The sequence below is a fragment of the Bifidobacterium asteroides genome, from assembly GCF_030758775.1.
Taxonomy (GTDB): domain Bacteria; phylum Actinomycetota; class Actinomycetes; order Actinomycetales; family Bifidobacteriaceae; genus Bombiscardovia; species Bombiscardovia kimbladii.
This window is the reverse complement of sequence record NZ_CP132384.1, coordinates 959,106-972,570: the sequence shown is the minus strand read 5'-3', so window position 1 is coordinate 972,570 and position 13,465 is coordinate 959,106. Positions and strand designations below refer to the sequence as shown.

The following is a 13,465-nucleotide window of genomic DNA, read 5'->3' as shown; positions in this document are numbered from 1 at the left end:
AAAGCCTGCAGAATTATGAAACAAGAATTCATCCATCTCTCTGCGCCCGAATCATCGATACAATACCTGATGAGGATGTGGCGAAAGCTGAATCTCGACCCGGATTTCCAACGTGAAGGGAGTATCTGGCCAAGAACTAAACAGCAACTTTTCATTGATTCTATCCTGTGTGGATTCGATATACCTAAATTCTATTTCCGCTCGGTTGAAAAAATACAAATTATCGATGGAAAAAATGAGTACATAAACTATGATGTGGTCGACGGTAAGCAAAGACTACTTGCCGTCAGGGATTTTGAGGATGGCCGTTACGGTGTCCCCGCAAATTCTCGGTCGTTCCAAGAGCGGCATGAAGATAATGATAAGCATGAGATTTATCTTTCAGAACTGAAAGAAAAGCACCGCGATCTTTATATTCAATTCGAGTCATACCATTTCGACATCGTGTCTATGAGACAGGTTGATGATAATACTGCTGACGAGTTCTTTTTAAGGTTGAATTCCGGGGTCGCTCTGACTGCCCAAGAGAAACGTGACGCAATTGAAAGCGTTGTTCGCGACAAAGTTCGATCTTTAGCCACAACAGATCCGTTCATGAAGAAACTGAAGCCCAGGGCGAGAAAGAAAAATGAAGAAGTCCTCGCAAAGCTATTTGCGATTGCACAGCAAAATGCTCGCAATGAATTGCGCGACACAAAGAAACAGACCCTAGACAAGTTATACAAGGATTTTCCTTCTTCGGATAAAAGAAGCGAGAATGAAGTGGGAAAAATCGAAAAAGAGGTACAATTCGTCTTGGGAGTTCTTAAAACTGTCTTTACTGATAATGATCCTTTGCTGAGGAGTCTGGGGAACATTTCCGTATTCTTCTATGCGGCTCTTCGTGAAAAAAAACTTTGGAATCCCGAAGAAGCAAAAAAATTGAATAGTCTGCTCGCTAAGTTTGAGAAAAAACGCTATGGGATTCGGGGCATTGACCCTGCTAGTTTACGTTATTTCAAGCTAGATAGTTATCACTTATTCGAGAAATACAATTCTTATGTGCAATCCACCAATGATGGTTCCGCAATCAAGAACCGCGCGCTTTACATCAATACTTGGATTGAAAGCTGTGGTGATGAAGAAAAGTTCGTGGACAAAATGAAACAAGTGGCGAAGGAGAACGGTATCGAATATAGCGATCCCGACGATGATGAAGACAAAGGTCCATCTGATGCAATATAAGTGATGTATGCGAGCGATTGAACTGTTTGCCGGAGCCGGTGGCCTTTTCCTGGGCTCAGCAATGGTGGGTCTGGAACATGATGCCGCCATCGAATGGGAACATAACTCCTGCGAGATGCTGCGTCTCAACGCCCGCAGAGATTATCCGTTCCTACGCTCGACAAGGGTATTGGAAGGTGACGTCAGAGACGTCGATTGGAGCAAGTATGGGAATGTCGATGTTCTCGCGGGCGGACCTCCCTGCCAGCCCTTCAGTCTGGGAGGTCTCTCGCGTGCCGCGCTTGACGAGCGCGACATGTTCCCCGCAATGACCGAAGCCCTGGCTGCAGTCTCCCCCAAAGCATTCATCGTGGAAAACGTGAAAGGCCTTCTGAGGGATTCCTTCTCCGACTACTATTCCTACATCCTGCTTCGTCTGCAGCACCCATGTCTGGCTGCCCGGGCGGATGAGTCCTGGAGGGAACATTACGAACGGTTGTCGAAGGAGCACACAAGCGGTGTTCATGATGAGCTCCGCTATGAACTCGTATCTACCTTGGTAGATGCTGCGGATTACGGTGTGCCACAGCATCGGAACAGGGTCTTCATTGTCGGGTTCCGTTCCGACATCAATGCCGACTGGAAATTCCCGGAACCGACCCACTCGGGGGCGGCGCTGTACAGTCAACAGGAGACGGGGCAGTATTGGGAACGTCATGGTCTGGCTTGCAGAAAGCCGGTCATTCCAAAGACGAACGGGGATCCCAGGCTGCTTCCGTGGCGTACGATACGCGATGCGCTCAAGGGGTTGCCTAAGCCGAAGGCAGGGAAAAGTAACGATGACGCCCACTGGCCGATGAACCACGTCCTGCGTGCAGGGGCACGTTCGTATCCCGGGCATACAGGTTCAGATATCGATGCACCGTCGAAAGCCATCAAGGCCGGGGTTCATGGAGTTCCTGGCGGAGAAAACATGATTAGGTACCGAAACGGGCGAGTACGGTACTTTTCGGTGCGTGAGGCCGCACGCATCCAGACATTCCCGGACGGGTATGCATTCAGCGGATCATGGACCGAGGCCATGCGACAGATAGGTAATGCGGTGCCCGTGAGTCTGGCCGCAACTGTCGCCTCATCAGTGGTTGTGGCGCTGCAGAAGGATATGGCGGTCAAGGAAGCCGAACTCGCTTCCATCCAACCGGTTCCCAGACGAGAGGTGCGGATTCATGACTGATGTGCGCTTCTTCGATCCACTCGACTATGGCTCTCTTCCGGATTCGGTGACAGGAGCACTCATGGATTGTGCTCTTATGCCTCTCGACTCGATTGAACCTTTTGAAGACCCTGGTATATATGCGCTCTTCTACTGCGGTGATTTTCCTGCATACTCCAGTCTGGTTGCCGTGGAGAAATCGGCTCCCGGAAGTCATCCAATTTACATAGGTAAGGCCACACAGTCGACACGAATGGGGAACTCCGATGGCCTGATTCCGGGTAATCTGACTGGACGAAATCTCTATGACCGCCTTAGACAGCACAGCAAGAGCATCATACAGGCGAATAATCTACGGGTTGAGGATTTCTCCGCGAAGATACTTGTGCTCTCCTACATATGGGTCCCGATGGCCGAATCCGCGATGATCGGAAAGTACAAGCCTGTCTGGAATTCATGCATCGACGGTTTCGGCAACCATGACCCGGGCTCGGGCAGGATCAGAGGCTTCTGCTCGAGGTGGGACACTCTGCACCCCGGCAGACCATGGGTGAGTAAGTTCCCCCCGCGAAAGGAAACGCAATCAGACCTAATCCATGAGGCCGAGCATTTCATTGACGAAAGCATGAACTGAAAAGGAAAAGGACTGCTTGATGTCATGCGGGATCGGTTTGCTTCGTTGTGAAAAGATGCGACTTATAAAGTCAGCATCATGTCTAATGCCAGTTGATAGTCATGTATCACTTGTAGGATCACGTCGAGTTCACAGGCGATCTGGTGGGTATCTCCCTCGTACACGGCTTCCGCAATCCGGTATTCGAGAGTACCGACCAGCTTCAATGCCGTCTCCTGTCTTGTCCGGTATTCAATGCAGGTACCAGCGAATAATCATGAAGGCACCAAGCTGACGCGACGCGCAAATCGCCTCGATGCCCGCCCTATCATCTAGTTATGGTCTATATCCCTAATGACATCTCCCAGATCCTCTACAACCACCCCTCATATATCCCTCTGTCGGATGACGAGCAGGAGCGGCTGACCATCCTCCTGCACCAGTAGCTCAACTAGGTCATCGACCAGGTGCAGCAGCCCACAGGAAAGAGAAGGTCTGGTAGTAATCCGCCATCAGATCGGGGAGGACCTGGCAGTCATCAGGTATGGAGTCACCGAAGAGACAGCAGGAGACTTGGAGCGCAAGCACAGGTAAGTCTTACTCGCCGCTCCAGCCGATCTGTTCGAGGCCCAGATTATCATCCAACGTTTTCATCGCCTTCAGGCTCGCCATTGATTCTCATTTTGTTGATTATGGGTCACACATGCGGGTTTCCAAGTGCCGTGTGGAGTCAGAGAAATAGCCCTACTCTCAATGATGAGTAGGAATTTAGTTGGTGACTACTGAGATTCAAACTCTCGACCTACAGATTAGAAGTCAGTAGCTCGTCTCGCCCTTATCTTGTTATCACAAGCGGTGGGAGTAGCTCTTAGGCAAGAGCTACTCCCACCGCTCAACTGGCCTGCTGCTGGGTCAGATCATAAACAGTGACACCATCAACAGTCGTTGCGGTATAGTGCTTGGCCACCCACTCCGAGATTTGTGTGGCGGTGTCGGAACCTCCCATCTGATGGCCACCCATCTCACCAGCTATGTAGTAATGAATCTGCTTATCCTTCACGTACTGCTTGAACTGTTCCAAGCTGGGGTAGGGGTCGGAACCATTGAACCCGCCAATGGCCATGACCGGCTTTTGAGAAGCTAGCTGATAGCCCGCCGCCTGCTGGGATCCAGTCGCGGCAGCAGCCCAGCGATAGGAGTCAGATGACTTTTCCAACTTGGCGACGATCTTGGAACTGGACCGGCCTCCACCAAGCAGACTTCCTCCCTTCATCCTTCCTCCTTCTAGTCCATCATGGAATCCAGATTTGCCCCTGCGCTGTGATGGCACGGAAGGCACACCCGAAGTGCTGGATTCCCCTTGTGACCCCGAGGAATCCTGGCCCATGGGACCTGGTCCTTGAGAACCCATGCTGGGAGGCTGTTGACTATCCGAACTACCACCGGGCATCTGGCCCTTCTTGCTCGGCTGTCCCTGCTGATTCATTGGGTCTTGGCCCATTTGGTATAAGCCCATGGGACCGCCGTCACCACCAGGTATGCCTTGCTGTTGCATATTGCCAGGTGCCATGCCGCCTGACTGGCCACCACCATGCTGGCTACCGCCAGGCCGATCGCCACCAGGAGCACCCCCGGGCATACCACCGGGGCCGCCACCCATGCTCCCTGAAGTCAGGCTGGGTCCGGCTAGGACGATTGATCCCATGTGTCCTTGGGATACGGTGTACAGCGTCCATGCAGCAGGGCCAGACATAAGCCCAACGACTGAGAGAATGAGGGCAGCAAGAGCGAGCCGTCGTATTCGCAACAGCCCAGCAAGGACAAAGCCGAGAGCGCCCATGAGACCGATTATGAGAATGGCCCACTTGAGCCAGGGAAGCCACTGGGAGCGACCAGCCAGGCTGAAATCCCAGAAGGCCGTGAAAACGATAAGAATCGGCGTGACAATCCTGGCCCAGAGCTTGTCCCGGGCGATCCACAGACTGAATGCGCCGATGGACACCAAGGCAGCTAGGGCAGGAGCCAGAGCCACGGTGTAATACTGGTGGAAAATGCCCGCCATAAAGCTGAAAACGAGCCAGGTGACGGTCAGCCAACCTCCGAAAGCAATAACGCTGGCCCTGCGCACGTCAATGCGAACGGCCCTGCCGATAACCAGCAAGCTGATGACAATGCCTGCGAAAGCCAAAGGAGCCAACCAGGAAATCTGCGTACCGAATTCGCCGCTGAACAGACGATTGAGGCCAGTCTGGCCCCACATGCCACCAACGCGACCGCCGCCAGCCGGCATGCCGCCACCTTCGCGGCCGTGGCCAGGTATGACGGATCCTTCTTCGCTGCCGGTCAAGCGTCCGAAACCGTTATAGCCAAAGGTGAGCTCAAGGAAGGAGTTGCGCTGGGAGCCGCCTATATAAGGTCTGTCGCTGGCTGGCACGATGACCGTCAGCAGTTCCCACCAGCCAGCGGCGACAATCATGGAACCAATGGCAGCCAGTGAATCCAGAATGCGACGAACCATGCCTGTAGGCGAGGCCAGAAGAAAAGCTAGGGCAAAGCCAGGCAGTACGAGCAGCACCTGCAGTTGCTTGGTAAGGAAGCCAAACCCGATCAGAGCCCCGGCCAGGACCATCCACCAGGTACGCTTTCGATTGCCAGAAGGATGGTTGGCATACTCCAGGGATCTGAGGAGCGTATGAGTAGCACCGGTCATCAGTAGCACCAGCAAGGCATCGGGGTTGTTGAAGCGGAACATGAGCGCGGCTACTGGAGTGAGCATGAAGATGAAACCGGTGACAATACCCGCCCAGTTGCCCCAGTACCGACGCACAGTGGCATAGAGCAGGTAGGTGGTCGCCACCCCCATCAACGCTTCCGGCAGGAGGATGGCAAAGGAATTCAGACCAAAGACGCGCACGGAAAGCGCCATCAACCATAGGGCTGCCGGCGGCTTGTCCACGGTGATGGCGTTCCCTGAGTCCAGGGACCCCCAGAGAAAGGCCTTCCAGCTGACCGAGCCAGCCTGGGCCGCAGCTGAATAAAACTCGTTGGCATACCCGGAGGCCGTAAGGTTGATGAAGAATATTGCACAGGCTGCAAGCAGCATGACACCCAGCGCCATCCAATCCCCACGAGTCCGTCGCGGCAGGATATACGCGCGGGAAGCGTGCTCATCAGCGACTGCATCTGCGCTTGTTGATCGTGGCGGGTTGAAAGTCCGTGAATGCGGGGAAAAGCCAAAGCTGCTGTGAGAAGCCAATGAAGCGTTCATGATAAGTGAAGTTTGCTCTTTCTGTACGAGATTTCGTTTGCTGTCAGCCGCTCAACAAACGGCAGTTTCTTTGCCTGGATTCTGCATATGTGAATGCGGGTCCTCATCTTTGGCAGGCAAAAGGGATCCGCGCAACTCATACTGGCGGATCTGATCCCAGACGGCAGGGGAGTCCAGGTCGACGCGAAGCCCATCGACCGCTCGGGCCTCCATACCCTCCCTGACCCGATGCATGCCCTCCAGATCCTTCTTCACCGTGTCGGGAATGTCGACCGTCGAGCCGGCATCCTCCACCCAACGGACAGGAAGCTCCAACATGGTCATCCCGGCCTGCTGGGCGCGTACAAGCAGCTCCGTATCGAAGAACCACTCGTCATCCTTCACCTGAGGCAGCAGGACATGTGCAGCCTGGGCAGTAATGGCCTTGAAACCGCACTGGGCATCATGAAAGGAGACAGCCAGATATGAGCGGAGCATGAGGTTGTAGGTGCGCGAGATGAATTCACGTTTGAGGGAGCGGGTGACCTGAGACTGCGGCATAAGACGCGAGCCAAAGGCGATGTCAGCCCCGCCCTGGAGCAGGGGAAGAATAAGACTGCCCGTAGAGCCGATGTCGGTGGATAGGTCCACGTCCATATATGCGACGACTGCCGCCCTGGAGCTGAGCCAGGCCTGTTTCAGGGCGTACCCGCGGCCCTTTCTGGCGAGGCGCAAGGCACGAACCTGGTTGGGGCACCAGTCGCACAGAGCCTTGGCTATCTGCCAACTGGCATCTGTGCTGGCATTGTCCGCAATCACGACGTTCCAGCTAAAGGGTGTCAGATCTCTGGCGTGACGATCCAGAAAGCTGCATAAGGTGGATACGGAGTCAGCCAGCTGAACCTCCTCGTTATATATGGGAATGACAATATCGGCGTCGACCGGTTTTGGACTGCCGTAGTAGATAGGCGAATCAACCTCACCCTCTGGGATTTGCCTGTTGCCAGAAGAGCGCCTGTCAGGCACATTGGACTGCCCGGCAATGTTTCTTTGGAGAATGTTCGCTGTGTTCATGACTCATAGTAAACAGCGGCTTCTTGGGCTATTCCTCAAACTTATCTTTATAAACTGATTGGACTCCTTAAAAAGAATCATGAGGATTTCTCAATGTTCGCTGATACAGCTGCACCAAATATCCGCAGTCAATGCCGCAGTGTTCTCGGCCACTACGCAACTGTAGATAGCTTGCCGCTCAAAAAGTGCCACGGACAGAGTTACCACTTAGTACTGTTTCAGCGCTTAACGACGGCATCTGTTTGAGGATATTAGTACGAATATGACATACATATTGAGAAATCAAAACCGCGCATTTTAAATAGAGAAGATAGAAGACCCTATTGCCATATGGGCAGCTTTTGCCAGTCGTCCGGGAAGCCCATTGGTTTGAGTGGAATGCCAGGATAGCGGTTCATCAGGTCTATGAAGTTTGTACGCCAATGAGTGACGCCCAGTTGCTTCAGGAGGAAGTGTTCCATGGTCAGGAATCCTGCAGGGCCTTTCGACTCCGGTCGGCGGAAGGGCTCCCATTCGTTACCCCACCAGTCGGCATTTGCGGGATACAGCTTGGGTTTGATGGGTGTCATCTTCGGGTCTATGCAGTTCCAGAAGCGGTCATGGTGGGCGGTCTTGTTGCGGGCAACACGGATATTCTCGAGCCAACCGCGCAACAATTTCTCATTGCCGACACCGGGCTTGTTCGACATGATTCCCAGTTGCAAGGCCAACCTGCGCTTGATGGCAGGGTCAGCACCCTTGTAGAAGATCTTCTTGAAATCGCCGTAGGACAGGCAATCCACTAGCATCCAAATGGGCGGCAGCGGGTCGCAGTAGGTGCTCTTGAAATGCTTAAGCTGTGGCAGCGAAGATCGCTCATAGTCCTTGGCTATGCCGGCAATCGCACTCTTATGCTCTTCGGTGCTGAGTCCAGGCAGACCGGCAGGCTCAAGGTAACCGAACGGACCCGTTGCTTTGGCAAGTTCAGCAGCCATGTAGCTTTTGAGAAAGACCTCGATGCTGACGATGCCATCGAAGACGATGTTGCGTAGTTCCTGGTCGAACGCGTACCGTTCCCAAATGGGGTCCCAAGCAGTCTTCAAAAGAAAGGGCAACTTTCGTTTACTGCTACCCACCATAGGAGTAAGGAAAGGATACCAGTAGCCCTTGAGGCGATAATAGCCTACCAATTCCAAACGATCCGCAAGGTCCTGCACGCCGATGCCTGTCAACCCGTTATCCAGAAGCAGTTGGGCCAGTTCTGCAGAGTCGCGGTAATGATGGCTGGGGTATGGGGGCAACTTGGCTGCAGTTGTGAATCCCATGTGCCCTCCGGGTAAAAAAATACCGCCATAGTATGCGTTCCACCCCGAAAGGCAGTAGAGGCAGTGGCGGCTTCTAACAGCACTAACTTTACATCGTGCGGGCGCCGAACACAAAACTTCAAGACTCGATTGCCGCTCAGAGCTAAGGCTGAGCGTACACGGCACTCAACGAGATGACATCTCGGACCAGACACAGGGCGGTGGATTTGATTATGACCCTCTACCAGACTCCCGCAGTTGCCCTGGGTACGCTCCTTTGTGGTTCTGCACAGAACAGGAGGATACCGGCGACCTCAACCCTGACCGTCCGCCAGGCCGAAGCCAGCCACAAACGTCAACTGATCCAGGTTGACTCCACGACCTACGTGATTGGATGGAGGAGGATGGCGTAGAGAACTTGCGCCTGTATTAGCGCAGGAATGCATCCGCAGAGACCATCAGCATCAAGGGAAGGCGCGGCCGCGTTGCCGTGGACTCTGAGAAAGAAGCTGATGACGGCTTACGCTCAGCTCAACGCCGACCCCGAAGATCTTCTGGCCGATCATGAACTCACAGTTGGCGAATGAAGGGAAACATGAAGAACGAGCGAGGCGCCGAAGATATGCAAATAGGTATCAAAGGGCCTGGAACTACAAATAATTCCAAGGCCTAAGACCTTGGAATCGTTGCTATTTGGTCGGGCCGGCGGGATTTGAACCCGCGACCCCTTGACCCCCAGTCAAGTGCGCTACCAAACTGCGCTACGGCCCGACGGTGCATCAGCACCGAGTAGAGATAGTAGCACAGCGCAGCGGGGCCGACAACGGTCCGGCGAGTCCCGGCAGACCAGTCCGGACAGACGGGGCCACATGATCAACTTGCTATCATGATTCTTGACGGTCGGCGCAACCCGCGTCGGCCGCAAGTCGTCCCAGCCCGGAAGGGGTTCCATGAGCACAGACGTTTTCGACCTTTCGGCCGCAAAGATGCGCGACAAGGGCATGAGCGAAGTCTCCATCAACCAGTTCAGGCACCTCTACGAAACCTGGGAACGGGGAGATGCCAAAGCCTGCGTGCGTGAAAAGGACATCACCCCGCTCAAGGATGTGCCCCGTACCAAAGACATCCACGACGCCATGGATATGGATATGGCCCTGGACGCGTTCTCCCGCACCGCCTTCATCAAGCTCAACGGTGGGCTGGGCACCTCCATGGGCCTGGAAAAGGCCAAGTCCCTGCTGCCCATCCGTCGCCACAAGGCCCGTCGGATGCGCTTCCTGGACATCATCATGGGTCAGGTGCTGACAGCCCGCAAGCGCCTAGGGGTGCCGCTGCCGCTGATCTTTATGAACTCCTTCCGCACCTCACGAGACACCATGCGCGCGGTCAAGCAGGACCGCCGCTTCGTCCAAAACGAGGTGCCCATGGAGATCATTCAGCACATCGAACCCAAAATCGACGCCGAAACCGGCCGTCCTGTCGACTTCCCGGCCAAGCCCGACCTGGAATGGTGCCCTCCCGGCCACGGCGACATCTTCTCGACCATCTGGGAGACCGGCCTTTTGGACACACTCAAGGAACAGGGGATCGACTACCTGTTCATCTCCAACTCCGACAACCTGGGCGCCAGGCCTTCAAGGACCCTGGCCGGTTATTTCGCACAGTCCGGAGCGCCCTTCATGATCGAGGTGGCCGAGCGGACCGAGGCTGACCGCAAAGGCGGCCATATCGTCATCGACAAGGCCACCGGACACCTCATCCTGCGAGAGATGTCCCAGGTGGATCCGCACGACCGCAGCTCGGCCATGTCCATCCGCAAGCATCCCTACTTCAATACCAACAGCATCTGGGTCCGGGTCGATGCCTTGCGCGACAAGCTGGCCGAATACGACGGGGTGCTGCCCCTGCCCATCATCGAGAACCGGAAGACCGTCGATCCCACCGACCCTTCCACCAGACCCGTTGTGCAGCTGGAGACCGCCATGGGCTCCGCCGCCTCCCTCTTCGAGGGGGCCATCTGCGTGCAGGTGGACCGCATGCGCTTCCTGCCCGTCAAGACCACCGACGACCTGTTCATCATGCGCTCCGACCGTTTCCATCTGACCGACTCCTACGAGATGGAGGATGGCAACTACGATTTCCCCAACGTCCAACTGGACGAACGCTACTACAAGTACATCGCCGACTTCGACGAACGCTTTCCCTACGGGGTTCCCAGCCTGGCAGCCGCCAACTCGGTCACCATCGAGGGGGACTGGACCTTCGGCAGGGATGTGACCTTGTATGCGGATGCCCATCTGAGTGACCAGGGGCGTTCCTCATACGTGCCCAATGGCCAGTATGTGGGACCCCAGGGTATCGAACCGGACGAGTGGGTCTAAAGCCAGGCGCAAGAAGGTTCAGCCTGTCAAGAAAAGGGACCGTATTTGAGTGTTTGGCTCCCACGTTCCTGAAAATGAATCTATGATAGACAGATGTGCGTTAGGCGCACTAATAGTCAAAATTTTAACGATACGCGAGGACTGATGGCAGAAGGTACGAACGGAAGACGGCGTTTCTCTGATAAGTGGGGCAAACACGAACTCGATGTCCTGGCCGTCTTATCGTCCGCTTTCCCTCAATGGTTGACTTCTCGGCAGATAGCGCAGCGGGTCAAAGCCTATGCCGACTCCTATGGCGAGCTGGCCGATCAGGCCGCCAAGGCCGCCTTTGCCAAACAGTTCCAGCGTGACCGGGCCAAGCTGGCAGCCATGGGGATCGCCATCGAATCCCGCCAGCCCGAGTACTCCTCCAAGTCCGAAGGGCAGGATTTCGCCTCCTACCGCCTGCAACTGGGGGACGAGCCCCGCATCCGTATGCACTTCAACCAGGAGGACATGCCGGTGCTGGCCGCAGCCAACTATCTGGCCCGATCCATCGCCATGTCCCAGGAGGCATGCGAAGAGCCGGTCCGCCCGGCCTCGCGCACCACTCCCCGGGTGCCGCAGGTGCCCATCCCTGGTCTGGGTCTGGATTCCATAGCTCCTGGACTAGGTACCCAGCGCATTCCCGACAATCTGGTCAAGGTCATCGACTCCCGCCGCTTCGCCGCCACCGTGGACGTGGACGGGGAGAATCTGAACGTGGCCTATGCCGATTCGGACGATCTGGCCATGTTCGTCCTGGAACACCCCGATGCCTCCATCGTCAGCCCGCAGGAGGCCGCAGACGCCTTCCGGCGGCGCCTGGACGCCGCCGCCCGCTTCAAGCTGGCCGACGAGTCGATAAGCCCCGGAGCAGCAACGGTGATTTCACCGGAGATCGCTCGCACCAGCGTCGAGCACTTCGCCACCGACCTTAGTGACGACGACACCGACCTTCGGCATGCCCGTCGAGCCAGCGCATCCTCCTTCCAGACCGGGTCCGAGGTGGACCGTCGCCTGCGGCTCATGCTCTTCCTGTCCGCACACCTGGGCGAGGAGTTCTCCCTGGCCGAGCTGGCCGAGCGCTTCATCGGCCACCCCAACAGCAAGGAAGAGCTGCGCAAGTACGTCAACACCATCCACAAGGACATCAACACCCTGACCACGGTCTCGGACGACGGAGAGATGGCCGGCAGCCAGTTCTTCGACATCGACTGGTCCCTGCTGGATGACAGCGGCATCGTCTCGGCCACCAACTCGCTGGGGCTGGAACGGCTGGCCGGCATTTCGCCCCAGTACCTGAGCATGCTGACCGCCTCGCTCAACTACCTGGCCCATTCGCCCCTGCTGCCCGAGCAGTCCCGCACCCAGGCCGAGTCGCTCTACCAGCGCCTGCGCACACACGTAGGACCTGGCGAGACACCATGGTTATCACTCACTGGGTATGAGACCGAGCCCAAGAGCTTCTCAGTGGTCCGCCGAGCCATCAAGACCGAGTCCCTGCTGGACATGGAGTACACGGACGCCGCCGGCCGGACCCGCCGCAAGGTGGTGGCACCTGCCAAGATCTTTGTGGATGAGGGCGTCTACTATGTCGCCGCATGGACCGATATCGGCGACGCAGCAGAGGGCACCGAGGCTGCGGATGCGCCCTCGGATTCCAGCCGCCACCTCAAGCAGGGCACCGGGCGCAACAGGCAGTGGCAGGTTCTGCGAATCGCCAGAATCGAACATGCGACCATCGTCAAGCCCAGCCACAAGGTGGAGTTCCCCGACGTGCCGGTCAGTGAGCTGCGCAAGTGGTCCTTCGACAACGGCACGGCCGCGGTCTTCATCACCGACCGTCCTGACCTGCCCTACATCAAGTCCCTGCCGGGCGCCTCGGTTGAACCCTGCGGATCCGGGCAGAAGGTTCACCTTACCGTATCCTCGGACTCCTGGTTCGTGGCCTTCTGCATCGCCCACGCCAAGCACATCACCGCAGTGGCGCCCAAGACCCTGCGCACCATGATCCTGGCCCGCGCCCAGCGCGAGATCACCATCAGCGACGCTCACGACAAGGAGCAGGACCGGCACTAGTCCCGGTCAGAGAGGAGTTCCATGCCTGGATGGATCTGGATCCTTCTGGTGATCTTCATGCTGGCCATGCTGATCGGCGGAGCCGTCTACGCCATCCGACATGCCATGGCAGCCAGCCGCTCCATAGGGCGGGTCTCAGAGGATCTGAACCGCCACATGCCCCAACCCCCGGCGGTAGGGCAGTCCCAGGCAACGGATAGGACAGAGGGACCGGCCTTCGCCCTGCCCCTGTCGCAGTCAACCGAGCGATACAGCCAGGCACATGCCCTGGTGCTGGAGCGCAAGGAGCAGCGCAGGAGGAACCACGGCCTCATCTGGCGGCGGTGGAAGCATTTCAATAGGTAGTTCTTG

At 56.3% G+C, this 13,465-nt stretch carries 9 protein-coding genes and 1 tRNA gene; 6 read left to right on the top strand and 4 right to left on the bottom strand.

Annotation, left to right across the window (positions count from 1 at the left end; translation table 11 throughout):
- Positions 1–15 precede the first annotated feature (15 nt).
- The 3 genes from RAM15_RS03685 to RAM15_RS03675 are packed head-to-tail and all read left to right on the top strand — an operon-like array spanning position 16 to position 3,050.
- Positions 16–1,224, top strand: a complete 1,209-nt coding sequence (locus RAM15_RS03685; RefSeq protein WP_306222138.1) for a DUF262 domain-containing protein — start codon at positions 16–18, stop codon at positions 1,222–1,224.
- A gap of 7 nt (positions 1,225–1,231) precedes the next feature.
- Positions 1,232–2,437, top strand: a complete 1,206-nt coding sequence (locus RAM15_RS03680) for a DNA cytosine methyltransferase (RefSeq protein WP_306222137.1) — start codon at positions 1,232–1,234, stop codon at positions 2,435–2,437.
- The gene (locus RAM15_RS03675; protein WP_306222135.1) at positions 2,430–3,050 is read left to right on the top strand and encodes an Eco29kI family restriction endonuclease; all 621 of its coding nucleotides are present in this window, start codon (positions 2,430–2,432) and stop codon (positions 3,048–3,050) included. Before RAM15_RS03680 ends, RAM15_RS03675 begins: the two co-directional genes overlap by 8 nt.
- An 871-nt stretch (positions 3,051–3,921) precedes the next feature.
- On the opposite strand, the gene RAM15_RS03670 is transcribed toward RAM15_RS03675, so the two are convergent.
- The 4 genes from RAM15_RS03670 to RAM15_RS03655 form a co-directional block, all read right to left on the bottom strand.
- A complete protein-coding gene (locus RAM15_RS03670; RefSeq protein ID WP_306222134.1) occupies positions 3,922–6,147 on the bottom strand; it encodes a glycosyltransferase family 39 protein in 2,226 nt (741 codons plus the stop codon).
- 201 nt (positions 6,148–6,348) lie between these two features.
- Positions 6,349–7,350 (bottom strand): dolichyl-phosphate beta-glucosyltransferase, encoded by a 1,002-nt coding sequence (locus RAM15_RS03665; protein ID WP_306222132.1) that lies wholly within the window; start codon positions 7,348–7,350, stop codon positions 6,349–6,351.
- A 320-nt stretch (positions 7,351–7,670) separates the two neighbouring features.
- A complete protein-coding gene (locus tag RAM15_RS03660; RefSeq protein ID WP_306222130.1) occupies positions 7,671–8,654 on the bottom strand; it encodes an Abi family protein in 984 nt (327 codons plus the stop codon).
- Between the two features lie 673 nt (positions 8,655–9,327).
- Positions 9,328–9,404 (bottom strand) — tRNA-Pro (locus RAM15_RS03655).
- Between the two features lie 179 nt (positions 9,405–9,583).
- On the opposite strand from RAM15_RS03655, the gene RAM15_RS03650 reads away from it, so the two are divergent.
- The 3 genes from RAM15_RS03650 to RAM15_RS03640 all read left to right on the top strand — a co-directional run bounded on the left by RAM15_RS03650 (position 9,584) and on the right by RAM15_RS03640 (position 13,459).
- Complete coding sequence (locus RAM15_RS03650) at positions 9,584–11,014, top strand: UTP--glucose-1-phosphate uridylyltransferase (protein WP_306222128.1); 1,431 nt, start codon at positions 9,584–9,586, stop codon at positions 11,012–11,014.
- A gap of 144 nt (positions 11,015–11,158) precedes the next feature.
- Complete coding sequence (locus RAM15_RS03645) at positions 11,159–13,114, top strand: helix-turn-helix transcriptional regulator (RefSeq protein ID WP_024627703.1); 1,956 nt, start codon at positions 11,159–11,161, stop codon at positions 13,112–13,114.
- Positions 13,115–13,135: 21 nt separating this feature from the next.
- Entirely contained in the window at positions 13,136–13,459 is a 324-nt protein-coding gene (locus tag RAM15_RS03640; protein WP_306222127.1) for a hypothetical protein, read from the top strand.
- Positions 13,460–13,465: the final 6 nt, after the last annotated feature.